We start from the raw sequence: 25,748 nt of genomic DNA, 5'->3' as shown, positions 1-25,748 counted from the left end.
TTATTTGTTTCTGAAAATGTTTAACCTGAAATCAGGCGCCATGTAATCGGTTTCGTCGTGATAATCAAAGTACCCGTTTGCAATGAGTGTGTAGATCTGCCTGCGGTCGGCTTTCAGCACATATTTGCTGAGTACTTTGGAAGTATCCGAGGCCGGGCTTAACTGTATGCGGTAGATAGCTGATTGCAGGCTGTCCGCCATCGGCAGGTCTGCAAAGGCGGATGCCTCCCCAAAGCTCCAGGTTTGCGGCAGCCATGCCTGGTTCACTTTCAGCCGGAGTTTTCCGGTATCGGGCGCGGCGTGTACAAAACGCAGGCTGATGCCGTTTGCCGGTGCTGTGTGGGCGTCGTTGGTCACGATCGTCCGGTATTGGCCAAGACTGTCCGCAAGAAACACGGTCGTCTCCGCGTCCCGGGGAATGTCCAGCTTGCCGGTCACCAGCAGGGTGGTGTCCGTATCGAGGAAACTGATGTCCTGCCTGCCGGGCGTAACACGCATATAACTCATCCAGGGGATCGTGGTGATGCTGCTGTACCCCAATGGGCAGAACTGCTGCCCGCCGGCACTCAGCGCGAAATACGCATATCCCTGCTTGTCCATCGGGGGTAGCGTATCCGGTTTTACGGGAGCCTTTGTGTTCAGCAGGATAAAGGCCGGCTTTGTTGCGGAATACTGGTTCTTTTGCTCCACTTCCTTACGCAGTACCTGCGAGGCATTGTAAAACGCAATCTTCGTATCCGCCGGGGCCAGGTCTCCCGGTTCGTTTTTGCACCCTGCAAGGAGGGCGGCGGTTATGATGAGCTGAATGATTTTTTTCATCGGTTGTATGATAATGATCAGAATGAATAAGTGAAAGTGAGAGTGCAATATCTGCCGGTGCGGTATTTCAGGAAAGTATTGTCTCCCTGGAAATAATACCGTCCCGCCGCGCGGTCTGCCTGCTGCTCCGCGGGCACTTGCCGCTCTTTGTCGTAACGGTGGTTGAAGTTCTGGTCCTCTACGATATGCACGGGCGCATCCAGCAGGTTCTGCACGTTCAGGCGCACCTGCAGGGATTTGTATATGCGTTGTGTGAGGGAAATGTCCAGCAGGTGGCGCGGCAGTTCCAGCAGGTCGGGGCTGGTAGCAAGCGTCACATATTCATGGTTTTCGTAACCGTCCGTTTTGGCGCGGAGCGCGAGGATTTCATCCGCGTTCCCGTCTGCCAGCGCATAAATGCTCGGGCCGCTCACGTTGTACAATACACCCAGTTTGGTGCCGGAGGAAGGATTTTCATAATACAATCCGCCATTCAGCACGTAAGGCGCCTGGCCCTGCAAGGGGCGGCCGGAAAACAGGCCTGCGTTCTGACCCGGTTGCTGAACGATGTTCGGGTTGTCGATCACCGGCCATTGTTTGCGGGAAGCGTTGCTTTCTATCCATGCGCCGTTCAGTACTACAGACATCTTGCGGAATAAGTCGCCCGGCAGGAAACCGAGGTTTTTGCGCAGTTCTACTTCTATCCCGTATACGGTGGCCTTGTCGGAATTAAAGAAGGTGATGCCCGTACTGCCGGTATAATCTTCGTTGCCGTTGGCAAAACGCAGCCGCTCGATGGGTTTGTCTATTTCTTTCAGGAATACGCCCGCGCTGATGGTTTCATTGCCGGTGCTCCCGGGATAGAATTCCGCGCGCAGATCGTAGTTATCAATCACGGAGCCCACCGTCAGCACATTGCCTGTGATCCTTTCCTGGTTCACAAAATCAAAATCGCTGAAAGGCGCGATCTCACGAAGCTCCGGCCTGTTCACCGTGCGGCCGTAGCTGCTGCGCACCACCCATTTGTTATCAGGACGGTAGTTCAGCTGCACGCTCGGCAGCAGTTTGTCCTGCGTGAGGTTCACATGCACAGGGAGGAATATCTCACCCATGCCGGTAACCGCACCGGATACCTGCTGTACATGATGTTCAAAACGTGCGCCGGCATGTACGGTCAGTTTATCGTTGAAGCCGCTCCATTCGCCCTGCACATACCCGCTGTTGTTCTGCTCGCTGGCCACGTAACGGTCTATGGGCGTGCTGCCGTCGTAGAGCTTCAGGCCACTGCCGTCTTCCCTGAAGTTGGCGGCCTGCCAGATGTTGGCCAGGTCCTGCTCGCGGAAGGTGAGGAGTTTGGGATCTACTTTACCATTGCCGTCCCAGCCGCCGGGTGTGAACACCAGCGATGCTTCGTTGCCGGTCAGCCCGCCGCGGTTTACTTTAAAGAAACGCCTGTCCACGGTGCGGTTGCGGAACAGGTGGTAGGTGCCGGCTTTCAGCAGCAGTTTCGGGGTCACCTGTATGGAATAGTCGGCTGAACCATTGTAAGTGTTCTCGGTGTTCTTCACGAAGAAACGGTTCATCATGCCGTAGAACAGGTAATTTTGGGTGACACCGTAATCCACTTCCCAGCGCAGGTCCGCATCTTCCGCGGAGGTAAGGCCGCCGGGCGCGTAATTGCGCGTGAAACGGGATACACGCTGATCCGGTACGTTCTGCAGGCTGTAGGAATAACCCAGGTTCCAGTGAAGCTCCTGTTTCAGCCTGTTGCGAAAGGTGTGATAGCCGCCCAGGTTGCCGTTGTACAGCATCCGCTGCTGGAACTGTAAAGTATTTTGTTTCTTTTCGGTGTAGTTGTTGAAAGCAGCTTTGTCAGGGTGAACATTCTGACTGTTGATCTGCACGCCCACTGAATTGCGGCCTTCATTAAGCACGAAGTTTTTCCACTCAATGCGGTTCAGTGTATCGATACGGAGCGTAAAGTTCTGCAGCAGGTTGATCTTCGCCAGCTGGCTGCTCTGGTCGTTTGTACCGAGCGTATTGGAGGAGCCGAGGTTATAGCTGAATTTGTCCAGCATGTAGGTATACGTATTGCCGGTCTGCCTTTCCTGGATAAAGTGACGGTTTTCATTGGTGTAGGTGATGGAGGTAAGGTTGAACAGTCTCCATTTGCCCAGGCCCACGTTGTCAAAATAATTCAGGAATACCTGCATGTCCGGCAGGGCTTGTTGTTTGTCATAGGTCCAGTCTCCGGTGAACTGGGAGATCATATCCGCCTGGCTCACCTGGTATTTGCCGCCTGATTCGCGGTAGGTAGGCAGGTTGGGCGTTTTGCGCAGGCCGTCGTCAAAGCCCAGCCAGTCTGTGCTGCTGTGACGGGTGGCATTCAGGTCTTTGAAAGTAGTGCCTTCACGGAATCCCAGCTGCACACCCACATCAAAGTGGCGTACCGGGCGGGTGTTTTTGGTGAACACTTTCACGGCGCCGCCGGAATAATCACCCATCATATCAGCGGAAGGGGATTTAAACACAAGTATCTTATCGATCACCGGCGTAGGCAGCATATCATATGCGAAGGAGCGGTTGTACACTTCCGTGGAGGGCGCAATGTTGTCGTTCAGGTAGGTGATGTTGTAACGGGAATTCATGCCCCTTACCACCACAAACTTATCATCCACCACGGTAATGCCCGGTATGCGGCGTACGATCTCCGCGGCATTGCGGTCCGCCGATTTTACGATCTGCTCGTTCGAAATGCCGGATATCACGCCTCTCGCATTCCTGATCTCGGAGAGCAGTTCTTTGTCGCTGGTATAGGATACCGGTGAGCGGCTGAATCCCTGCCTGCCTTTGATCACCACCGTGTTGAGGTTGGCGGATGCGCGCAGTTTAATGTCCGTCACCAGTTCCTTCTCCGTGATCTTTACCGTTTGTATATGGTCCTGGTAACCGATGAAGGTTGCTTTCAGCTGGTAGGTGGCGGCGGGCAGCGCGGCAAACTGGTAATACCCTTTTTCATCCGTCACCATTCCTTTGTTGCCGGGTTGCAGTACCACGGTTGCGCCCGGGAGCGGCATGGACGTTTCGAAGTCCACGACCCTGCCGCGCAGCGTGCCGGTCACCTGCTGAGGCGCCTGTACCTGCGAAGGGCTCACGGCAATCAGCCCGTCCGTGCGGGAAAAGCGCAGATGAAGGCCGGAGGCCAGTTGCTGCAAGGCTTCCTGCATATTGCTTTCAGGAAGGTTGAGCGAGACGGGGCCGCGGTTCTTCATCGCGCTTGGGTAGGTGAATCGTAAGCCTGACTGGTGTTCCAGGGCGTTCAGCACCTCTTCCAGCCGGGCCTGGCTGAAACGTACGCTGACGCGGATCTTTTGCAGGTCCTGCGATCTGCTGTCCGAAGCGATCAGCAGGCTTGCGGTGGAGAGTAGTACAGTCAGGGAAATGAAAGCTAGCTTCCCCATAAACAATAACAATTTAGTTACACTACTTTTTGTAAAATTGTGCATAGTTTAATGAGCATTATGGTTATGAAATCGATGTAACCGTTAAACTTACCGGGCGGGAGTGTAGCAGCACACCCGCTTTTTGTTTAAGGTCACGTTTGCGGTATGGAAGATCAGTTGATGATGTCGATAGCGGTCACTGTTTTAAATGTGATCAGAATATTGCCGATGCCTGCTGTATGAAAACCGTATTTAATAAATGCTGACAGTATCTTTTTCGATCCTGTACCGGAAACCCTTCCCTGATTCGCTGAGCGCCTTCAGCACATCGGCCAGCGGCGCCTGCCGGGAGGAAAAATGATAAGGCGTGGCCGCCAGTTTTCCTGGTTGTATGTTCACCTGTACGCCGTAACGCCTTTCTATATCTTCGCAGATCTCGCCCAGCGGCGTATTCCTGTATACAAACAGTCCTTTCTGCCAGGCCAGCGCGGCTTCCATATCCGCGATGCCCACTTCCATTTTATGGCCGGCATAACGGAGCACTTCGCCCGGACGTAGTACAATACCGGGTTGTGTATCATCTGTGTTCACCTGTACCTTGCCGCTTTGAAGCGTGACGGAAAGTGTATGGCCGCCCGGATAAGCATGGATGTTGAAACTTGTGCCGAGTACCAGTATGCGCAGGCTGTCTGTTACCACCCGGAATGGCAGCCGGGAAGAGGGAGTGATGTTAAAAAATGCTTCCCCCCGCAGGTACACTTCGCGGGATTGCTGGAAGTCGCCGGCATAGCGGATCTGGGAGGAACTGTTCAGCAGGATGGAGGAGCCGTCCGGCAGGATGACCCTTTTCTGCTGCCCCGGCACCGTGCTGATAGCGGTAAGCTCCGCCTGTGGCGGCTGGCGTACGCCGGACTGACTAAAATACCACACACCCGCGAAAAGCAGTACGCTTGCCGCCGCCGCCGCCATCCACCAGCGCCTGGGAGCCAGGTAACGGCGCGGCTGTATATGGCGCATCACCACGTGGTGTACCGCTGCAAGGTCCGCGGCTTCGTTGGGGTAGGATGCCGCGCGGTCTTCCGCGTCAAACCATTCATCCACCAGCCTGGATTCTTCGGGGGTACATTCCCCGTTCCTGTATTTTTCGAGTATTGTTAAAGGCGGCCGTTCAGGTGATTGTAAGTCCATATACCTGATTAACCTGCAAAAGGGAGAGATGTACCGGTAAACTGTATTAAGATAATGTTACCAGATTACCGAACACGAGGCCGGAGGGCAACAATACGAGCACAACGGGCAGGCCCAGCTGCTGGCGCAGGCGGTGCAGCGCCATGGATATGTTGTTCCTGACGGTTTGTTCGGAGATATTGAGCCTGGCGGCGATCTCGCGGGAGCTGAGCCGTTCTTCCCGGCTGAGGATCATCACGGTCCGCATGGTGTCCGGCATAGTGCGGATGGACTGTTGCAGGGCGCGCTCAAGTTCCTGCACATGCAGGTGATCTTCCACGCCGGTGAGGGTGCCCGGCAGCTGGTCGTATTCCTCTTCATAAAGGGGCACATGCCGGCGCGCGGCCAGCGCATGATCTATTACAGCGTTTTTGGCGGAGCGGTAGAGGTAAGGGTACAATGAATCTTTGACGATGATCCGGGCGCGGTTGTTCCAAACGGCTATGAAGATGTCCTGCAGGATGTCCTTGGCGGCGTCCGACCGTTGTACATGCCTGTATACAAGGCGATACAGGCGGCTGCTGTGCCGCTGCATAAGTTCCCCGAAAGCCTTTTCATCACCCTGCTGCACTTGGCTGAACAGCTGGTCGTCTGGTAGATGATTCACCGGGCAAAGATAAGAGGGGTAAAATTACCTGTATATTAATTTCCGGGCGGGCACCTTACATTCCAATACCTATTCTTTAACAAAACCGTACCCTTCCCGGGTATTTTTCCTGTTATATTTATCCGTCAAAGAATAACCTATGCATCTCAAAACACTGGCATTACTGGGTCTTTTATGCTGCCACGACGGGCTGGTGATGGCGCAAACGGAACTGGCGCCCTGGGGCAATATCCGCGGCATCCGCATCAACGGGCAGCTGATGGAATTTGAGACCTCGCTGCGCGTGGCGACGGATGGATGGAAGATGGTAAAGGCCACCGGGAAAGAAAGACAGCGACCGAAATATGAACGGGATGGAGACCGGCAGACGGTCACCACAGCGATTGACCAGTTGTCTTTTACCGAAACCCTGCGTGAGGGAAAAGTAGGATCGGTAGGTGTGATGGTGAAGGTGACGGCCCTGGAGGATGTATCCATGGAGGGCGTGTATTTCTGTATATCGCTGCCTGCGGAATGGTACGGCAAAGCTACGCTCCGGGGGGATGAAAGAGCCGCAACCCCGCTGGCCGCGGGCAACCCCGGCATGGTGGAAAAACTCACCGCGGAGGCGATGGGGCGCAGCCTGGTGATGGGTTTCCCCGGGTTTGTATCCCCGCTTATTAAACAAGGGAAGGATGGCCGTTTTGATATATACGTGCCCGTTCATACGGGTAAACTGGCGAAAGGCGGCACAGCCAGGCTGGCCCTCACGCTGGAAGCCTCCGGAACAGTGGATACGCTGCCCGCAAAACTGGCTCTCAGCACCGCGGAGGCAGGCCGTGTATTTGATGGGTTCGGCGGGAACTTCCGGCTGCAAAATCCCGCAACGGACCCGCAGGTGATCAGTTATTGCCTCGATAATATGCGCCTGGCCTGGGGAAGGGTAGAGATGCCCTGGCGTTTCTGGCAGGTGAATAAAACAGACAACCCGCTGGACTCCGCCCGTAAAGGCAAGCTGCACCCGAATGTGCGCCAGGCTATGGAAATGGCGCAGCGCCTGGATAAAAAAGGGATGCCGGTGATCCTCTCCGCATGGTCCGGCCCGGCCTGGGCCGTGGTGGGCACGCCCCGCTTCAGCCCCACGCCGGAAGGCGTTTGGGGCAACCCGCTGGATGAAACGAGTATACAGGAGATCTATCAATCTATCGGCGATTATATACAGTTCCTCAAAGAACATTACGGCGTGGAGATCAGTATGTTCTCCTTCAACGAATCGGACCTTGGCATCAATATCCGGCAGACGGGAGAGGAACATGCCGCGTTTATCAAAGGCATGGGCGCGCATTTAAAGCAGCGCGGCCTCAAAACAAAACTGCTCCTCGGCGATAATTCAGACGCCAACTCCTGGAAGTTCATTCATCCCGCTATGCAGGACGCTGCCGCGCTGCCGTACATCGGCGCGGTATCTTTTCACAGCTGGCGCGGCTGGGACCGGCCTACGTTACAGCATTGGGCGGACGCCGCCGCAAAGCTGAACCTGCCGCTGATAGTGGGAGAGGGCAGTATCGATGCCCAGGCATGGGGATACCCGCAGGTGTTTGAAGAAGAAACCTATGCGCGCGAAGAGATCAATCTTTACACCCGCCTGCTCAACATCTGCCAGCCCGCATCCATCCTGCAATGGCAACTCACGGCGGATTACTCCCCGCTGGCCGGTGGCGGCATCTTCGGGGATCATTCCCCGCTGCGCCCCACACAACGGTTCTGGAACCTGAAACAACTGGCTTCCACACCGGCAGGATTAAAAGCATTAAAAGCGACGTCCGACAAAGAAGATATTTCCATCGCCGCGCTGGGTGATCGGAAAAAAGGAGTGTATGCTATCCACCTCGTGAACAATGGTGCTACGCGCAACGTAAGCCTGGAAGGATTGCCATCCGGCGTGCGGTCGTTAAAAGTATGGGTGACGGATAAAAACAGGGGCATGAAAGAGGAGCAGGCCATACCGGTGAATAATGGCAAAGCAGTGTTTGACCTGGAAGCAACGACCTATACAACATTGGTGTTCCAATAACTCAGGCTTGTAAAGAGGTCATCCCGGTACTATTTTACCGGGCCTTCCCGGGCGCTCTCCTATACCTCTCGTATACGTATCCTATACGTATCGTATACTTTGAGTAGGGGAGAATATACCATCATTTTCGATGGATGATCCTGCTTCTTACGCGAAACGGTTTCAGGCAGGGAAAACATCAACTTACTGTATGAGCTTCCTGAGTTTCTTCGTATGCAGGATAGCCAGTTGTTTACCGGCTGAAGCAACAATGCCTTCCGCCGCCCATTCATTGATGGTTTTAAAAAGCGTTTCATAAGTAGTGCCCGCATAGGACGCCACATCCTGGCGGCTCAGGCCGCCGTTGATATATCCTTCCTCATCTTTCCCGAAGATCTCTTCCAGCTTCAGCAGGCTTTTTGCAATACGGCTTTTTACGTTCATATGCACCATGTCCCGCATGGACTGTTCCGCCTGTTGCAGTTCATCCGCATACAGGAGTATCATGCGGTAAGCCAGCTGGTGATTCACCAGCATGGTAGCCTGGAAAAATTCGGGCGTAATAAAACAGGCTTCCACCGGCTCCACCACCGTGGCGGACACAGGGTACACATCGCCGGACACCAGCCCGCGATGCCCCAGCAGGTTCCCTTCCCCCGCAAATTTGAGGATCAGGTCTTTACCTTCTTCCCCCCACTGTTTATGCACTTTCACTTTGCCGGTATGGATAAAATAAAATCCTTCCACCGGGTCGCCCTCGCGGAACACGACCGCCCCCTTTTTAAAGCTGGTCGGCCGGGCGTTGCTAGCGATGGCCGCTTTCCATTCGGGCAGGCAATGCTCGTGGAGGAAACAGTGCGGGTGATGGTTCATGGGCGCAAAATTAGCGGAAATAAATTAATTGCCTAAACAATATAATTATTGTATGAATTGATAAATATCATTGAATAATATTGCCAAGGCAATATATTTGCAGGAAATATCCCGATCTGATATGGACAAAATACCGGTTGCCCCCTCGCTGGACGACTTACTGAATGAAGGGCAACAACCCGGGCAGGAAAGGCCCGTTTCCAGGAGAGTATTATTCCTGGGCATACAGGCTGTATTAAACGCGGTGATCATCGGCTTTATCGCAAAGCTGCTGGTAGCGCTCATCAGCCTGATCACCAACCTGGCTTTTTACGGCACATTTTCCTTTCATGAATCCAGCCCCGCGCACAATACGCTGGGCCTCTGGGTACTGGTGGTGCCTGTTATCGGCGGCTTGATTGTAGGCGTGATGGCAAAGCTGGGCTCGCCCGCCATCAGGGGGCATGGCATTCCTGAAGCCATGGAGCAGGTGCTGACGAACGAGAGCCGCATCAAACCGATCATTACTTTATTGAAGCCACTGTCCGCCGCGATATCCATTGGCACCGGCGGCCCGTTTGGCGCGGAAGGCCCGATCATTTCCACCGGCGGGGCTTTCGGTTCTTTTGCGGGGCAGATCATGCGGATATCGCCCAATGAACGGAAAGTAATGCTCACGGCGGGCGCCACAGCGGGCATGTCCGCCATTTTCGGAACGCCGGTGGCGGCAGTGTTGCTGGCTATCGAACTGTTGTTGTTTGAATTTTCCCCGCGCTCGGTGATCCCCGTGGCGCTTGCCTGTGCCACAGGCGCGGCCATGCACCTGCTGCTGTTCGGCACCGCGCCGGTATTTGCGATGCCGGATATACAGGCGCCCACCTATGGCGCGCTCATCTGGTACACCGGCATGGGCGCGGTAATAGGCGTGTTTTCCGCTTTGATCTCCAAAAGCATTTACCTGATAGAAGACCTCTTCGAACACCTGCCCGTTCACTGGATGTGGTGGCCCGCTATCGGCGCCATCGCCATTGGTGTCACGGGTTATTTTGCACCGTATACTTTAGGCGTAGGCTACAATAATATTTCGGACCTGCTGACGGGATCCGTCCCGCTGCAACTGGTACTGGGATTATGTTTTCTGAAATTTATCTCCTGGTCTGTGTCATTGGGCAGCGGTACTTCGGGTGGCACACTGGCCCCTTTGCTCACGATAGGAGGGGCCACGGGCCTTGGCCTGGGTATGCTGGTCCTGTATTTTTTCCCGCAAAGCGGCATCAGCCTGCCCACCTGTGCATTGATCGGAATGGCGGCCATGTTTGCCGGCGCGGCGCGCGCGCTGCTCACGTCCATTGTGTTCGCACTGGAAACCACCATGCAGTCCCATGGATTGCTGCCGCTGCTGGGCGCCTGTACGGCTTCTTACTTTGTATCGTTTTTTATGATGAAAGGCTCGATCATGACGGAGAAGATCCGCCGCCGCGGCATCAGCACGCCGGATGCTTACGAGCCGGATATGATGCGCACGATGCGCGTAGCGGATGGTATGTCTTTTACCTTCCTGACGGTATTGCCGGAGGATAATATTTCGCAGGTGAAAAAGCGCGTGCAGGCGGCGGATGGCCCGCAGCAACCGCTGGTTGTGGAAGACAGCGAACGGCGTTTTGCCGGCATCGTGGGCCTGCACCAGCTGTTCCAGGCGCCCGGTGAAGACAATATCGCTTCGCTGGTATCTCCGCAGGCCACATGGGTATACCCTGAAAGTAGCCTGGATACCGCCGTTCAGCTGATGGACCGTCACGGGCTGGAATACCTTCCGGTATTGCAGAAAGATAACAGGTCGAGAATAGTGGGGCTGCTCACCGCCGCGCAGGTGTTCGCCGCATACAATAAACGCCGCAATGCCGCGGAGCAGCACCAGCAGGCTATTTCGGTAAAAAGACAACGGAACAAACTGATCGTCAGCAGCAGGAAGTGGCTGGGGAAATAAAATATAAAGAATGGTTCAAGTGTGACAGGTAGCCGGTTAACCTCCGGTTCATAGCCCGGAAGGTTAACCCGGCTTTGTGATTTTTAATTCACCTCCAGTTCGTTCTTCGCCTGCAGTTTGGGGAAGGGCGCATGCGGCTCGCGCTGGTACCAGTACACGACGCTGCTGATGTCCGATTGCTGCGGAAGATAACGCCCGCCGCTTCTCCAGCCCAGGTCCTGTATGGTGATCTTCAGTTCCTTTTCAAAACGAACAGGGTCCATGATATGCCAGCGGTACAGACCGAAACGCTGCTGTGATTTATACAGCCCGTCCGGCCGTATTACCTGGTGCAGGCCGGCGTAGGGTGTGGAGAATTCCTGGTATTTTCCTTTGTTGTCAAAGTTGTAACTGCCGCAGAAATAATCTTCCGTACCGGTGCCGCAAATGGTAGGGAATTTATTGTCCCCGTCCATGAAGAACTTGATCTCGCCTTCGCCCCACCAGCCGTTATTATTCACGCCCCAGGCCATATAAGTGCCCACGTATTGCCCTTTGCCTTTCACGCCGTCTATCATGGTGAATTCAGCGCCTTTTACGGGATTGTTCCGGCGGAACTGTGCGTGGAAATACCCTGCGTCTTCCGGCACGGAGGTGAGCGTGTAGTCCACCTGGTAGTACAGCGTCATCCGTTCTGTATTGATGTTTTCCATAGTGATCTTACATTTTTTGCGGAAGGGCATGGACCAGTAGCAGTTAAACGCGCTACCGGGGTTGACGGTTACGGCCAGGGAGTTCATTTGCGCGTATTCACCCCATCCCATCCCAAAGAAATCGCCCACGGGCACTTCCACGGAAGGGGTGGTTTCATCGTCCCAGTAAAAGCGGAGGATGGAATAACGCCAGTTGCCGGTGGGCGTCATCCAGATGTGCTGGATCGCGCCTGGGCCGGTGATCTCGGCGAGGGTATAGGTTTTGCCCGGTTCTATGTGAATGTAGGGATTTACTTTCCAGCCCTGCTCCAGGTCGCGGGCGGCATTTTTGGCATTGCCCTGTTCCAGCGTGGCCATGCCGCCTTTGCCGGGTTCGCCGCTGAAGTTTTCAGGGCTGATGGAGCGGGTTTTGGCGTCTGAAAGCCGGGAAAGATTGCCCAGGTTCATATCCAGGCCGTTGAACGGTTGCTGTGCAAGGGCCATGTGGCCTATGCATATCAGTGAGAGGAAGAGCAGTTTTTTCATACGGGTTTATAATTGGTTAATTGGTTACATGATGCAATATCGATTGAGCAGTGGCATCCCTGTTACTGTATTCGCACGTGGTCCCGGGTAAAATGAAGGGTGGATTCCTTAACAATATAGAAAATATTGTGGAAAATTTATATCGGATCATCTAATGGTTATGAGAACGCAACTATTTAACCTGCTGCTGGCGGGGAAAGAGGGGGCTGGCGGAAGACTGTCAGCATATTTGCTGTGGATATCCTAACATTGCCGGAAATCCATATCTTTAGCAAAACCGGTGAACTCTTTATATGATCAATGGTCATTGCGTAATCTCTTTTAACTACCCGCTGGACAGCGATACATTTATATTCGTCAAGGCTGAAGTAATGCACAATACCGGCAACGGTGTTTATCTCGTTTACAATTTCAGGTCGCACCGCGGCGGCAACCCTTTAAAACTTCCTACCATAGAGATCAGGCTGGAAAAAGACCGCTGGGTACATGCGGACAGCGAAACGCCCACGCTGCTCAGCGAGCACGCAGGAAAAGCCATCAGCAGTACAACGCAGCTAAAGCAGGAAGTGCTGGAAATTTTCCTGGAGCGGGCCATGCGCGTAGACCATGCTGATTTCGGGAATATCCAGCTGCTGGACAGATCTACACAAACCTTGTGGATCGCGGCGCAGAAAGGTTTCGGGGACGAGTTCCTGGAGCACTTTAAAACCGTGACCGCATGCGGCGGCTCCGCCTGCGGCAATGCGCTGAGGCAGGTACAGGCAATCGTCATTCCCGACGTACTGGAAGAAGATTCATTTGCCGCCCACCGGAACGTGGCGGTGAACGCCGGTTTCCGCTCGGTGATGTCTGTTCCCATTATGGGCAACAACAACATCATCGGCGTGCTTTCCGTGCATTCCGCCCAACCCTTTAAACACTGGCAGATAAGGGAAGGAGAATCCATCGCGGCGGAAATAGGGCAATACTTCCACCAGGGCGGTGGTGCGGAGTAGTGCTATACGGCGCTGCTGATCCTCAACATTAGTGCCCCAAGCTGGCGTAAAGCCCGTCATTGCGAGGAGCAGTTGAGCCAAGTGGGAGGGGCGACGAAGCAATCTCCTGCATTGAGGTGACGTACTCCAGGATATGGAGATTGCGTCGTCGCGGCTCCTGCACAAATCCCCGCAGCTCCTCGCAATGACGACCTTTTCACAACAACACCTCAAACAAGGCCAGTTCTGTCTTAGATTCTCCCGCAATATTAGAGCCCTTGCACTAAAGTGATCGTTTTAACTAACGGCTGGGACCAATAAAAAACCGGCCAGGCAGTAAATACTGCCGGCCGGCTCTGACGTGACGTATGATCACCAGTTGGGGTTCTGCTTCATTGCCTGGTTCCCGTTGATTTCCGTTAAAGGAATGGGCCAGAGATAGTCCCTTGCAGGATTAAATACCCGCGTTTCCACCACCACGGGCCTCCCGGTGGACGGGTTGATCGCTCCCTCTGCCGGTCCTGTCAGCACCTGCTCGCCGATCTTCCACCGCCTGATATCAAATACCCGTGTGCCTTCAAAGGCCAGTTCCACCTTCCGTTCCCTGCGGTACAGCTCGCGCATTTTATCCTGCGAGTTGTATACGGACACGTCCACGTTCGGCATGCCTGCACGGTTCCTGATCTTGTTCAGGTAAATGATCACATCCGGGTGCTGCCAGTCTCCCGACTCTACCAGCGCTTCCACATAACTCAGCAACATCTCCGCGTAACGGATCACCATAAAGTTCAGGGTGCCGCTGTTGTTGCGCGATACGTCCCTCGGGTCCACGTATTTTTTAACCCAGAAACCCGTTTGGGTAGATTGCGCGGCGCCTATCTGGTCCACGGAGCCGGCGGTGAACGGGTCCAGCAGGCGGTTCACAAAGGTCTGCCCCGGTACCAGCACGCTGGCGGTCAGTCGCGGGTCGCGGTTGTTGCGGTAAAACGGGTCTTTCCAGTAATGTTGCAGGCTGTCCGCACCCAGTTCCTGCAAGGTTTTGCCCTGGAGCGTTTCGTAACTGTTCACCATCGCGGCGGTAGGGCCGTTGGCCGCCTGGCCTGAAAGGCTCTTGGGGCCGAAGCGGAAGAACGCACCGGAGTTGCCCGTGCGCCTGAACAGGATTCGTTCCTTGTTTTCCAGCGCATCGTAGCTGAACAATTGCGCGTAACTGTTCACGCTGGCGGAGTTGGAATAATGCAGGTCATATACATTCAGCCCGATGAGTTTCTGCGCGTATTCTATCACCTTGGGATAGTTCTTCACCGAGAGGTACAGCTGGATCTCCATCGCGTAACACGCGCCTTTGGATATCCTGTACGCGTCACTGGTAGGGTAGGTGGGTGGCAGTACTTCCGCAGCCGCGTCCAGCTCGGAGGCAATGAACGCCACTACTTCTTCCTGCGTATTGCGCGGGATGGCCTGCGATTCCGCCGGGGAAATGCTGTGGTCCACGATGGGAATGGGGCCGAACATCAGGAACAGCGTAAGATGCGCCCTGGCTCTCAGCGCACGGGCTTCCGCCGCGCGTTGTTCTTTCACCACCGGGTTTTCCATGTATATCCTGGAATAGTTTTCCAGGATGCGCGAAGCGTTGCGGATGTCTTTGTAATTGTTCTGGTAAAGGCTGGACAAATACCCGTCCGTAGCGGTAACGGCTCCCAGCGGGAAGGAATTCCAGCTGCCGAAGTTTGCCCTGAACACGGATTCGTCTGTAACGCCGGACATATGCATGCGGCAGTTCGCCTGGTAGGAGGAAGAGGTGATCAGCGCGCCGGGCGACACCTGGTTGTTATAGATCACTTCCAGGTAATTGTGCAGGTCGGACTCCAGGCGCCACCATTTATCGTCTGTGGTCGCGGTAGGATTGTCCCGCTCCAGGAATTCTTTTTTGCAGCCGAACGATGCGAAGGTGATCAGCGCGGCAAATGCTATATGGATATTGGTTCTTTTCATTTCGCGTTGATTTAGAATTTAAGGTTTAAACCCAGCGTGTAGGATTTCAGCAGGGGCACGGTGGTCTGGTCGCCGCCGCTTTCCGGGTCTATTACTTTTACATTGGAGAACGTAAAGGCATTCTGCGCGTTTGCATAAATGCGCAGCGATTTGGCCCTGATCTTCCTGCTGATGTTTTCGGGCAGCTGGTAGCCGAGCTGAATGTACCGCACCCGCAGGAACTTGCCGTCTGCGCGCCAGAAATCGGAGAAGTTGCTGTTATTGCCGGGTGTGGGTGTGAGCCTGGGCCTGCTGGCGCCGGTGTTCTCAGGCGTCCAGTAGTCCAGCTGGAATTGCTGTGGCGTACCGCTTTCGCCGCCGATGTTTAGCGGGATGGCGTTCAGCCCGGTGTAAAAGATGGGTGCGCCGGATTCGCCGGAAAGCAGCGTTTCAAAATCAAACCCTTTGTAACGGAACCCTACGTTGAAGAAAAACACATCGGTCGGGTCGGTATTGCCCAGGGCTACCCGGTCCAGGTTGTTGATCAGGCTGTCGCCGTTCGAGTTCAGAAAACGGATGTCGCCCGCAGCCTGGCCGGTGATCTTCATGATGTTCGCATCGCTGATGTCTTTGGGTTGCAGCAGGCCCTGTGTGGCGTAGCCGTAAAACTCCCGCAGCGAGCCGCCTACGTACAGGATGGTGTTCCCGCTGATGATAGGCTGGTTGTTGCCGGTGAGTTTCAGCACTTCGCTTTTGTTTTTGGAGTAACCCACGCTGGCATTGAAAGAAAAGTTTTTGTTGAATGATTTGGTATAACTCAGTTTGATCTCCGTGCCCCTGTTCCGCACACTGCCGATGTTCACCGGCGCCCCGGCATTGCCGGTGCCGATGCCTGTGCCGGAAGTGAAGTTCGGCTGCGGGGTGATGATCATATCCGTTGTTTTTTTATCGTACCATTCCGCGGTGAGGCTCAGGCCGGGTTTCAGGCTCATGTCCGTACCGATGTTCAGTTCGTTCACTTTTTCCCAGGTCACGTTCGGGTTGCCTATCACGGTTTCCGTACCGTTGCCCGCATCGATGGTGGTCTGGTAGAGATAAGGGTCTATCGCATTGTTGCCGAGTACGCCGTAGGAGGCCCTTACTTTCCAGGAGCTGATAAAACCGGTCTTGAAGAAAGACTCCTGGTCTATATTCCAGCCTACCGCCACGGAGGGGAACACACCCCATTTTTTGCCATCGGCAAAGAGGGAGGAACCATCCCTGCGGATGCCTGCTTCCAGGAGGTAACGGTTGTTGTAAGTATAAAACGCTTTGGCGAAGAGGGAACGGATGGCCACATCGCGCCATGATTCGTAGGTGCGCAGCTCCTGCGTGTAACCTGCGATGGCGTTTACGTTGTGATCTCCGAAATCGCGGTTGTAGTCCAGGTTGCCGCCGAGATAGATATAGTTTTCACGCGCGGTGAGGGTGGCGGTTTTTACGGAAGGATAATTGACGCCGGCCGTGCGGTTCGTGAAATAATCAAAGAAGATGTAGGATTCCTGGTCCGCTTTGTCCAGCCCGGAAGCTACACGGTAGCTGGCCTGGGCTTTCAGGCTGAGGCCGGGGACGATGTTCCACTGCGGGCGGATATTGATCAATGCCTCGTCCCTGCTGCGGTTCAGCTTGCCGCCTTTTTCCAGCATGGCTACCGGGTTCCAGCTTTCGCCATAGATGCCGTAATAGGTATAACCCGGGTTGTCCGCTTTATTGGGGAATTTGGAAATGATATTCGGCGGTACGGTGTACATGCGGCGGTAGATGTCCGTGGTCAGGCGGTTGCTGGCATACGGCTGGTTCTGATCGCTCCGGGATGCGAAAATGTCCATGTAAATGAACAGGTTCTTCAGCAGGTCCACGGTCGTGTTTGCACGCAGCGTCGTTCTGTTGTAATCGGAGTTGCGCACATGGCCCTGCTGCATAGTGTGGTTCAGCGCGAGGGAAAAACGCGCGGCCGTGTTACCGCCGGATACCAGGAGGGAATGTTGCGTGATGGGGATGGATTCTCTCAGCACGAGGTCCGGCCAGTTGGTGTTCGGGAACCTTACCCGGTCGTAACCATTCCTTGTAGAGTCTATGGCGGAAGGGGAGTAGATGGGATTGCCGCCGGAGTTCATCATTGCCGCATTGTTCATTTCCATCCAGGTGGCGGCATCCACGAAGTCGGGCATGTATTGCGGGCGTTGTATACCGTAATAGCCGTTGTATTCGATGTTCGGCACACCGGCCACGCCGCGTTTGGTGGTGATGAGGATCACGCCGTTGCCTGCTCTTGCGCCGTACATGGACGCGGCGGCGGCATCTTTCAGCACGCTGATGCTTTCGATGGTGTTAGGGTCCAGGTTGTTCATGTCAAAAGGCACGCCGTCCACGATCACTAGTGGCGCGGCATTCAGCAATGTGCCTACGCCCCTGATGCGGATGTCCGCCTGGTCGCCGCCTACGAGGCCGGTGGTTTGCGATACCTGTATGCCGGTAGCGCCGCCCTGCAATGCCTGCGAAAGCTGTGCCACGGGTTTGTTCCGCACGTTGTCCATATTCACGGTGCTCACGGAGCTGGCGATGTTTTTTACCTTCTGTGTGCCGAAGCCGGTGACTACCACCTGGTCCAGCACTTTCAGGTCCTGCTGCAGGGAGATGATCAGGTTGGCCTGTTCGTCCCGCGCAATGTATTCCTGTCTTTTATAACCTACCATGGATATCACAAGGGTGCTGCCGCGCGGCACATAGATCTCGAACACACCGTCTTTGTCCGAGGCTACGGATTTGGAGCTGCCTTTGATGGTGACGTTCGCGCCGATGAGCGGTATGGGCGGGTCTTTGGCTTCCAGCACGCGGCCCAGTATCCTGATCTCTTCCGCGTGGGAAGGCGATACGGGGCTGGAGGGCGCTATCGTCACTTCCGTGATCGTTTTTTTCCGGCTCACCACTACCGTTTTGTCGATGATGTTGTACATCAGCGGCTGGTTTTTGAAACAGATATCCAGTACCTGTTTCAGCGGTGTGGCCTTTACCTGGAGGGTTACGGGCGTCATGTTCTCCATTTCGCTTTCTTCGTACACGATGTACAATCCCGCCTGTTTCGCGATCTTTTTCAACACGGTTTTGAGCTGTTCGTTTTTAGCGGTAAGGGTGATGTTCTGCGCCGATGCATTGGCGGATACCTGCAAAAATGCAATGAGCAGGAAAAACGCCGTCATCCGCATGATGCGGTATGTTTTGCGCCGGGTTGTAATGATCGGACTGTTGCAGCGGTTAGTGTTAAGTGGCGGCGATGTTTGCCGGTTGTGGTTTTTACAATACAAATACATACATAAGTGGAATTTGGTGAGGATTAATAATACAGGGCGCTGTGTGATGGCACGGGCAAAGCTTTACCTGCGCCGGTTTGGCGGGGCAGCTGCGTGCTGTGATGATCTTTTGTTTTTATTTGGACAGGATGGTGATCGTTCGGCCTTCTATCCTGCAATGAACGTCATATTGTTCGAGTATTTTCAGTACATCCGCCAGCTGCATATCCCTGCCTACGCGGCCGCCGAAATGTTTGGTGTTTTTTCCGCCGGATTCATCCACGATCTCCACATCGTACCAGCGGCTCAGCTGTCGCATCAGCGCGGGCAGGTCTGTATTCTCCAGCTCAAACAGGCCGTTTTTCCAGGCCATTGTTTTTTCCACATCCGCTTCCTGTACTTCCATGCCGCCGGTGACGGGGCTCAGTACGGCCTGCTGCCCGGGGCGGAGTTGTTTTTTATGGCTGCTGTTTTTCACGGCCACGGCGCCTTCCAGCAGGGTGATGTTAAGCGCGGGTTCATCCGCATAGGCCATCACATCGAAGTGGGTGCCCAGTACCTGTACTTCCGCGCCGTTGGCGGTTACCACGAAAGGCGTGGTGCCGGGCGCGATCTCAAAATATCCCTGGCCGGTCAGTTCCACTTTCCGCGTGCCGCTGAAGCGGGTGGGATATTTTAAGGACGATGCGGCGTTCAGCCAGGCAATGCTCCCGTCCGGCAGGGTGACGCTGAATCTCCCGCCGCGCGGGGTGGTGAGCACATTGTATTGAATGCCGTTCGCGGTTTCGTCCCCGTTGTATTCCAGCTGTCCTTTCCGCTGGTGGATGCCTGCTGTGATCGCCTGCTCGGCCGTATCGTTCAGCGGCACGGTGCGCCCGTCCGAAAGGGTGAGCATGGCTTTGTTGCTGCCGGGCACTATGTCCCGGGAAGCCACTGGTGTTTTTTCCGGCGCGGTATGCTGCCAGAGATAAACGCTTCCGGCTATCAGCAGTACGGCTGCCGCCGCCTGCCAGTACAGGGCGATCCGGGATTTCGGCGGCCTGACGGGTTGCGGCTGGGGATGTTGAAAGGCTTCCGGAACAGGTTGCCCCTCTTCCAACCGTTCCTGTATCCGGTCCCACAACCGCCGGGAAGAAGCCGGTTCTATCCGGGCGCCTTCCGCCAGCTCTTGTTGAAAGAGGGTAGCCGCCAGTTCGCGCAATCCCGTGGCGTCCGTCGTTTCCAGGTAGGAAAGCAGCCATTGTTCGTCCGCGTCCGTCTGCGCGCCGGAGGATAACAGTTGTTTGAGCCTTTGTTGTTCGCTGTTCAAAAGGATTTGTTTGCTGTGTTTATATATGTATACAACAGGAATTAAAAAAAAGGGGGGATGCGCGGAAGGTTTTTTATAAAAATATTTCCAGGAACAGTAAAAGCATAAAAGAAGTGTCGTACGGCGGATGCTGCCGTACGTAATCCCTGATGGCCCGCATCACTTCGCCGAGGTATTCTTTTACGGTGTACCGCGAAATGCCCATCAGCTGCGATGCTTCTTCGTAGGTTTTACCTTCCAGCTTGCAGAGCTGGAATACTTTTCTTTTCTGGGGAGAAAGCTGGCCGATGGCCTCTTCCAGCACTTTCCACTGGGCTTCCGTTTCCGCCAGGTTCACCGGCGTTTCGGCAATTTCGACGGCGGCCTGTTCCCGGTGTTTTTCACGGAGTTTTTTCTTGAGGTGGTTCACCGTGCGGTTGAACGTGACGGTGAACAGCCAGCCGCCCACAGCCGGGTGCCCGCACAGTTCCCGTCTTTTTTCCCAGAAGGTAATGAACACTTCCTGCAGGATATCCTCCGATTCGGCGGAAGAACGCACGAGCTGGAACACACGCCGGTACAGCGCATGGTGGTACTTTTCGTACAGCGCCCTGAAAGCTGACTGATCGTTGGAAGACATACGCGAGAGTAGCCCCTTTTCACCGTGGAAATCTTCACCGTTGTTCAAAAAGGTTCGTGTTAGGTTAATTCATTCAAAAATAAATAATTGAAACGCAAAGGCTGATGTTCGATTGTTCAAAGCTGGTACTGGATTGCGGATAATGAGTGTTAGCGAATGCAGTATTGGTATTGATCATAATTATACCAGCTAAAACGGGGAAATATCCTATTCTTTATGTTTTAAAATTCCACTTGTGAAACATTACAACTGCACACTGCTGATGTCGCTGTTGCTGTGCGCGAACGTAAGCGCGCAGAACAAAGACAGGGAGACGGTGAAAGCCGAACATGGCATGATCGGTATGGCTGATGAAAAAAAGTCCGCGCATTCCACCCATCCTGATGCACAATGGTACCCGGATGCCAGCCTTGGCCTGTTTATCCACTGGGGCCTTTCTTCTGTAAAAGATATGGACATCTCCTGGCCGATGATACCCGGCCGGCCGCTGGCAACCAAAACGCTGGACTCCGCGGAGCTGGCAAGAGTGGTGGCCCAAAAGGATTATAACCTGAACGGCAAACCGCCCCTGATCACGCCCAACGAATACTGGGCGATGGCCAAAGACTTTAACCCGCAACAATACAACCCGGAAGAATGGATCAAAGCAGCAAAAGCCGTGGGGTTCACCTATGCGGTGCTCACCGCCCGCCATCACGAAGGGTTCGCCCTCTGGCCCAGTGCTTACGGCGACTTTGATACCAAGACTTTCATGGGCGGCAAAGACCTCATCAAACCTTTTGTGGACGCCTGCCACAAATACGGCATGAAGGTGGGCCTGTATTATTCCCCGCCCAACTGGTATTTCGACCGTGATTACATGACCTTCCTGTATTACCGCGGCTACCAGGCCAATCCCGGCCTTCCGCAGGTGGACGGTGATCTGAACCCTCGGAAAAATACCCATACCCCTGAAGAAATAAAACGGCACCAGGCCGCTTATGGCGCTATGGTAAAAGGACAGGTGGAAGAACTGATGACGCGTTACGGGAAAATAGACCTCCTCTGGTTCGACGGTAAAGCGCCGATTCCGAACGGCGCAAATGTGATCACGCAGGAAGAGATCAGGAAGCTGCAACCGGGCATCGTAATGAACCCGCGTATGCATGGCAAAGGCGATTTTATCACCTTCGAACGGAACCCGCCGAAAGAAGACCCGGGAGATACCTGGGCGGAGTTCTGCAACACCTGGACGAACAGCTGGGCCAACAGTAACACACAGCCCCTCCGCTCCAACGCTTTTGCATTGGGTGAGTTTGTATCCGCCCGCGCCTGGGGCGTAAATTACCTGCTGGGTGTAGGGCCTACGAAAGAAGGCATTTTCCCCGAAGCCATGTATACCAATATGAAAGTAGTGCAGGGCTGGATGGAGAAAAACGGGGTGTCCGTTAAAAATGTGGACCAGTTACCGGCCGGTGAAACGGCGTCTGTACCGGCTACTTCGAAGGGGAAACTGTGTTACCTGTTTGTGCTGCATCAGTTTAAGAACAATGGTAAATACGAGCAGGACAGGCTGCCGGCGGAAGACGTGACCATTACGCTCAAAACCGCTGCAAAACCGCGTTCCATAAAAATGCTGGCCTCCGGTGAAAAACTCAACTACACTTACAACAACCAGGAAATATCCGTCACCGTTCCCGCTTCAAAACGCACGAACCTTGTGGATGTGGTCAGGGTGGAACTATAAAGATCAACTATGAAATTCAGTACGCTTATATTTTGTTGCCTGTTGGTATGGCTGACGGACGCTCATGCACAACACAACGACAGCGCCGTGATCCTTACACCCAAACAAGGCCCCGCGCCAAAGATCAACGGGCCGAAAGTGTTTGGCGTAAGACCGCTGCATCCCATTTTATTTACCATTCCCGCCAGCGGTGAAAGGCCCATGCGTTTTACCGCCGCAAACCTCCCCAAAGGCGTAAAGCTCGATGCCGCCACCGGCCGCATCAGCGGCGCTGTAGCAAAAGCAGGCACCTACGTGATCAAACTCACCGCTAAAAATAAAGCGGGAGAAAACAAACGTGACCTGAAGCTGGTGGTAGGCGAGGAGATCGCTTTGACGCCACCCATGGGCTGGAATCATTACAACATTTACGGCACCCGCATCACGCAGGAGCAGGTGAGCGCACAGGCAAAGGCAATGGCTTCCAGCGGGCTGATCAATTACGGCTGGTCTTACCTGAACATAGACGATGGCTGGCAGGGCGTACGCGGCGGGGAATTCCACGCCATCCTGCCGGATACCGCGCGTTTCCATAACATGCAGGCGCTCTGCGACGAAGTACATGCGCTGGGCCTGAAGATCGGCACCTATTCCACTCCCTGGGTAGAATCCTACGGCCACCGCACCGGCGGCTCCGCGATGAACAAAGAAGGCACCTTCGTACGCACGAAAGAAAACATCGCCCGGAATAAAAAACTGCTGCCCTATGCCATCGGTACTTATTCTTTCCTCGAAGGAGATATCAAACAATTCGCGCAATGGGGTTTCGATTACCTGAAGTACGACTGGAACCCCATCGAGATGCCGGAAACCAAAGCCATGTACGACGGGCTGCGGCAAAGCGGGAGGGATGTGGTACTGAGCCTGTCCAACTCTACGCCTTTTGCCACCATCGGCGACCTGAGCACGGTATCCAATGCATGGCGCACGGGCGGGGATATCAAGGACAACTGGAAAAGCCTGAAGAGCCGCATTTTCACGCAGGACAAATGGGCGCCTTACGCCCGCCCCGGCCACTGGAACGATCCGGATATGATGATCGTGGGCGTGGTAGGCTGGAACGCACCGGAAAAATGGCCGAGCAAACTCACGCCGGATGAACAATACACGCATATGACCGCATGGTGCCTGATGGCTGTACCGCTGCTGCTGGGTTGCGATATGACAAGGCTGGATGACTTCACGCTCAGCCTGCTGACGAACGACGAGGTGCTGGCCGTGAACCAGGACCCGCTGGGCAAACAGGCAGTCATCGTATCCCGCCAGGGTGAGGACATTGGCGTGATGGCAAAAGATATGGAAGATGGCTCCAAAGCGGCCGGGTTGTTTAACCTTGCGGACGGCGGCGCCAGGCAGGTGACCCTGAAATGGTCGGACCTGGGCGTCAGCGGGAAATATATCGTGCGCGACCTCTGGCGGCAAACAGACCTGGGAACATTTGATAATGAATTCTCTGCGTCCGTAAACCAGCATGGAGTGGTGATGATCGGCATCCGGAAGGCAAAATGAATTTTATGAAACCTGCTGGTATATTCCGGATATAGGGATTATATTGGCATGTTAAAATTCATTTATATGAACGCGATCGTAAGAAAGTTCGTTGAATACATTTATAATAATTACGTCGGTAATTTCCTGGGGTTTGTGATAGGGATGGCATCCACGAGGCTGGTGTCGCATTTTTTCACCACCCGCAGCATCCGGAACGGATGGGGGCTTTTTGCGAAAAAAACGGTGCTGGACAAACATACGTATACAACGATGGAATGGGTGATATCCATTGTGATCGGGTTTATCGTGTTTGAGCTGGTGAGCAAGTGGCTGAAGAGAAAACTGAACGAGTTGTTACCGAAATACAAATACACAAAATGGATGGTGAAGCAGGAAGGTAATAATCATGCTTCCGCCGCAACCGCCGGCAAAGCAGCCGCACAGCCGGTTCCGCAGCCTGTTGCAAACAGCCCGGAATAATTGTTTTTGCTGCCGCGCCACAATTCAGTTCGTTATGAAAAGATATCTACCTGTATGGGCCATTACATTTTTAGGCATGTACGCCATACTTCCGCAGCAAACACAGGCGCAGGCAAAAAGCGAATGGGCATATCCCGGGGCGCGGCAAAAACTTACTTATAAAACACTGGAGAAAGGAGACCGCATCCCTGACTTTTCCTATGCCGGGTATATGGGCGGCGGCGTGAGCATTCCTTCCCCGGCGGTAAAAATTACGCTGAGCGCGGCGGAGGGCGACAACACCGCCGCCATACAACGCGCTGTGGATGAACTGGCGCAGCTGAAGCCGGTGGATGGTTTCAGGGGCGTACTGCTACTGAAGCCCGGTGTGTATAATTGCGAAAAGACCATCAACATCACCGCCAGCGGTATCGTGATCCGCGGCAGCGGCTCGGGCGAGCAGGGCACCGTGCTGAACCTCACCGGCAGCCCGCATGTTTGTATCTCGGTAAGAGGTTCCGTGAACACAAAACAAACAGGTATTACCGCTACCATGACGGATGCTTATGTGCCTGTGAACGCCGTTTCCTTTCAGCTCTCTGACACCTCCGGTTTTGCAGCGGGCGACACGATCCGCATCAGCCGCCCTGTTACGCCCGCCTGGGTACATTTTATGGGCATGGACAGCCTTGTGCGCAGCGGCAAAAAACAGACCTGGATGACGGGAGATATCACCACGGACCGTGTGATCAAAAAGACTGAGGGGAACAACATCACCCTTACATTGCCGCTCACAGACAACTACGACGAAACTTATTTGGGCAAAAACGGTGTGACCGTATCAAAGATCACTTCCAGCGGGGAGATCACGCAGGTAGGCATTGAGAACTTCCGCATTACCTCCCCCGCACAGTCCGGCACCATCAACGAAGGGCATCATAAAGCCTTCACGATCCGGGGCGCGGCGGATGCATGGGCGAGAAATATAGACGTGTTCAATACCATGAACAGCATCAGTGTATCAGACGCGCGGCGTGTAACCCTGGAAAAGGTGAACATCCGGCATGAGACGCCCTCTAAAGGCGCCGCCAAACCTGCCGACCTCAACGGCAGCGGCTCGCAGATACTCTTCAATCAGTGTAATATCCAGGGAGACAACGTATTTTATTTTGCCACCGGCGCAAAAGTATCCGGTCCCATCGTGCTGCTGAACTGCACATTCACCGGCAACGGCTGGATACAGCCGCACCAGCGCTGGGCCACCGCCGTACTGGTGGATGGATGCAATGTGCCCAACGGCGGCATCGATTTTATGAACCGCGGCATTATGGGCTCCGGCCATGGCTGGTCCATCGGCTGGGCCGTAGCCTGGAACTGCAAAGCCAAAACCTACCTGAACCAGCAGCCGCCCGGCGCGGCCAACTGGGTAATAGGCAGCCTGGGCGAAAGAACTAAAAAAGCTATCCCCTTTGATTCCATCCCTTACCTGCCCGAAGGTATTTTTGATTCGCACGGGCAGCCGGTGGCGCCTTCCAGCCTGTATCTCGCGCAGCTGGCGGAGCGGCTGGGGAAAGGAGCGGTGAAGAATATCGGGTATTAAATACAACGAATTTGCATAATGGCACAGGCACACAGGCTTTCAGCCGGGCGGTCTGTGCCATGTTC

General features: G+C 54.4%; 17 protein-coding genes. 7 read left to right on the top strand and 10 right to left on the bottom strand.

The annotated features are described in order from the left end of the window. The 4 genes from EG028_RS17005 to EG028_RS16990 form a co-directional block, all read right to left on the bottom strand. Complete coding sequence (locus tag EG028_RS17005; protein WP_120517845.1) at window positions 1-819, bottom strand: DUF4397 domain-containing protein; 819 nt, start codon at window positions 817-819, stop codon at window positions 1-3. Window positions 820-836: 17 nt separating this feature from the next. Beyond that, complete coding sequence (locus tag EG028_RS17000) at window positions 837-4,259, bottom strand: TonB-dependent receptor (RefSeq protein WP_162946563.1); 3,423 nt, start codon at window positions 4,257-4,259, stop codon at window positions 837-839. 234 nt (window positions 4,260-4,493) lie between these two features. Next, complete coding sequence (locus tag EG028_RS16995) at window positions 4,494-5,429, bottom strand: FecR family protein (protein WP_120517847.1); 936 nt, start codon at window positions 5,427-5,429, stop codon at window positions 4,494-4,496. A 46-nt stretch (window positions 5,430-5,475) separates the two neighbouring features. After that, window positions 5,476-6,075, bottom strand: coding sequence for an RNA polymerase sigma factor (locus tag EG028_RS16990; protein WP_120517848.1), 600 nt, complete (start codon window positions 6,073-6,075; stop codon window positions 5,476-5,478). A gap of 139 nt (window positions 6,076-6,214) precedes the next feature. Here EG028_RS16990 and EG028_RS16985 point away from each other — a divergent pair, with 139 nt between their 5' ends. After that, window positions 6,215-8,128 (top strand): glycoside hydrolase, encoded by a 1,914-nt coding sequence (locus tag EG028_RS16985; RefSeq protein ID WP_120517849.1) that lies wholly within the window; start codon window positions 6,215-6,217, stop codon window positions 8,126-8,128. Window positions 8,129-8,311: 183 nt separating this feature from the next. On the opposite strand, the gene EG028_RS16980 is transcribed toward EG028_RS16985, so the two are convergent. Further along, the gene (locus EG028_RS16980) at window positions 8,312-8,980 is read right to left on the bottom strand and encodes a Crp/Fnr family transcriptional regulator (RefSeq protein ID WP_120517850.1); all 669 of its coding nucleotides are present in this window, start codon (window positions 8,978-8,980) and stop codon (window positions 8,312-8,314) included. A 121-nt stretch (window positions 8,981-9,101) separates the two neighbouring features. Here EG028_RS16980 and EG028_RS16975 point away from each other — a divergent pair, with 121 nt between their 5' ends. After that, entirely contained in the window at window positions 9,102-10,946 is a 1,845-nt protein-coding gene (locus tag EG028_RS16975) for a chloride channel protein (protein WP_120517851.1), read from the top strand. A gap of 83 nt (window positions 10,947-11,029) precedes the next feature. Here EG028_RS16975 and EG028_RS16970 read toward each other — a convergent pair whose 3' ends face one another. Continuing rightward, window positions 11,030-12,163 carry a glycoside hydrolase family 172 protein gene (locus EG028_RS16970; protein ID WP_120517852.1) on the bottom strand — a complete coding sequence of 378 codons (1,134 nt, stop codon included), beginning with the start codon at window positions 12,161-12,163 and terminating at the stop codon, window positions 11,030-11,032. Between the two features lie 293 nt (window positions 12,164-12,456). Here EG028_RS16970 and EG028_RS16965 point away from each other — a divergent pair, with 293 nt between their 5' ends. Further along, on the top strand, window positions 12,457-13,158 hold the full coding sequence (locus EG028_RS16965) for a GAF domain-containing protein (RefSeq protein WP_120517853.1): 702 nt from the start codon (window positions 12,457-12,459) through the stop codon (window positions 13,156-13,158). Between the two features lie 351 nt (window positions 13,159-13,509). On the opposite strand, the gene EG028_RS16960 is transcribed toward EG028_RS16965, so the two are convergent. From EG028_RS16960 to EG028_RS16945, 4 genes are all read right to left on the bottom strand, one after another. After that, complete coding sequence (locus EG028_RS16960; RefSeq protein ID WP_120517854.1) at window positions 13,510-15,132, bottom strand: RagB/SusD family nutrient uptake outer membrane protein; 1,623 nt, start codon at window positions 15,130-15,132, stop codon at window positions 13,510-13,512. An 11-nt stretch (window positions 15,133-15,143) separates the two neighbouring features. Continuing rightward, window positions 15,144-18,356 (bottom strand): TonB-dependent receptor, encoded by a 3,213-nt coding sequence (locus EG028_RS16955; RefSeq protein WP_162946564.1) that lies wholly within the window; start codon window positions 18,354-18,356, stop codon window positions 15,144-15,146. A gap of 220 nt (window positions 18,357-18,576) precedes the next feature. Beyond that, window positions 18,577-19,749, bottom strand: a complete 1,173-nt coding sequence (locus EG028_RS16950; RefSeq protein ID WP_120517856.1) for a FecR family protein — start codon at window positions 19,747-19,749, stop codon at window positions 18,577-18,579. Between the two features lie 73 nt (window positions 19,750-19,822). Further along, window positions 19,823-20,416, bottom strand: a complete 594-nt coding sequence (locus tag EG028_RS16945; RefSeq protein WP_120517857.1) for an RNA polymerase sigma factor — start codon at window positions 20,414-20,416, stop codon at window positions 19,823-19,825. 187 nt (window positions 20,417-20,603) lie between these two features. On the opposite strand from EG028_RS16945, the gene EG028_RS16940 reads away from it, so the two are divergent. From EG028_RS16940 to EG028_RS16925, 4 genes are all read left to right on the top strand, one after another. Further along, window positions 20,604-22,094 carry an alpha-L-fucosidase gene (locus tag EG028_RS16940; RefSeq protein ID WP_241559165.1) on the top strand — a complete coding sequence of 497 codons (1,491 nt, stop codon included), beginning with the start codon at window positions 20,604-20,606 and terminating at the stop codon, window positions 22,092-22,094. A 9-nt stretch (window positions 22,095-22,103) separates the two neighbouring features. Beyond that, a complete protein-coding gene (locus EG028_RS16935; protein ID WP_120517858.1) occupies window positions 22,104-23,642 on the top strand; it encodes a putative Ig domain-containing protein in 1,539 nt (512 codons plus the stop codon). Window positions 23,643-23,708: 66 nt separating this feature from the next. After that, complete coding sequence (locus EG028_RS16930) at window positions 23,709-24,104, top strand: hypothetical protein (protein ID WP_123864696.1); 396 nt, start codon at window positions 23,709-23,711, stop codon at window positions 24,102-24,104. Between the two features lie 34 nt (window positions 24,105-24,138). Further along, the gene (locus tag EG028_RS16925; RefSeq protein ID WP_120517860.1) at window positions 24,139-25,683 is read left to right on the top strand and encodes a hypothetical protein; all 1,545 of its coding nucleotides are present in this window, start codon (window positions 24,139-24,141) and stop codon (window positions 25,681-25,683) included. The last annotated feature ends 65 nt before the right edge of the window (window positions 25,684-25,748 follow it).

This window comes from Chitinophaga barathri (assembly GCF_003807585.1).
Taxonomy (GTDB): domain Bacteria; phylum Bacteroidota; class Bacteroidia; order Chitinophagales; family Chitinophagaceae; genus Chitinophaga; species Chitinophaga barathri.
Note: the sequence above shows the minus strand (reverse complement) of the source record. Positions and strands in the feature narration are given on the sequence as shown.

What these genes read in the sequence shown, in the direction of transcription:
- EG028_RS16925 (WP_120517860.1), top strand. Translation starts at nt 24,139, where the DNA reads ATGAAAAGATATCTACCTGTATGGGCCATTACATTTTTAGGCATGTAC.
- EG028_RS16970 (WP_120517852.1), bottom strand. Translation starts at nt 12,163, where the DNA reads ATGAAAAAACTGCTCTTCCTCTCACTGATATGCATAGGCCACATGGCC.
- EG028_RS16955 (WP_162946564.1), bottom strand. Translation starts at nt 18,356, where the DNA reads ATGCGGATGACGGCGTTTTTCCTGCTCATTGCATTTTTGCAGGTATCC.
- EG028_RS16985 (WP_120517849.1), top strand. Translation starts at nt 6,215, where the DNA reads ATGCATCTCAAAACACTGGCATTACTGGGTCTTTTATGCTGCCACGAC.
- EG028_RS16975 (WP_120517851.1), top strand. Translation starts at nt 9,102, where the DNA reads ATGGACAAAATACCGGTTGCCCCCTCGCTGGACGACTTACTGAATGAA.
- EG028_RS17000 (WP_162946563.1), bottom strand. Translation starts at nt 4,259, where the DNA reads ATGGGGAAGCTAGCTTTCATTTCCCTGACTGTACTACTCTCCACCGCA.
- EG028_RS17005 (WP_120517845.1), bottom strand. Translation starts at nt 819, where the DNA reads ATGAAAAAAATCATTCAGCTCATCATAACCGCCGCCCTCCTTGCAGGG.
- EG028_RS16930 (WP_123864696.1), top strand. Translation starts at nt 23,709, where the DNA reads ATGAACGCGATCGTAAGAAAGTTCGTTGAATACATTTATAATAATTAC.
- EG028_RS16935 (WP_120517858.1), top strand. Translation starts at nt 22,104, where the DNA reads ATGAAATTCAGTACGCTTATATTTTGTTGCCTGTTGGTATGGCTGACG.
- EG028_RS16995 (WP_120517847.1), bottom strand. Translation starts at nt 5,429, where the DNA reads ATGGACTTACAATCACCTGAACGGCCGCCTTTAACAATACTCGAAAAA.
- EG028_RS16965 (WP_120517853.1), top strand. Translation starts at nt 12,457, where the DNA reads ATGATCAATGGTCATTGCGTAATCTCTTTTAACTACCCGCTGGACAGC.
- EG028_RS16960 (WP_120517854.1), bottom strand. Translation starts at nt 15,132, where the DNA reads ATGAAAAGAACCAATATCCATATAGCATTTGCCGCGCTGATCACCTTC.
- EG028_RS16980 (WP_120517850.1), bottom strand. Translation starts at nt 8,980, where the DNA reads ATGAACCATCACCCGCACTGTTTCCTCCACGAGCATTGCCTGCCCGAA.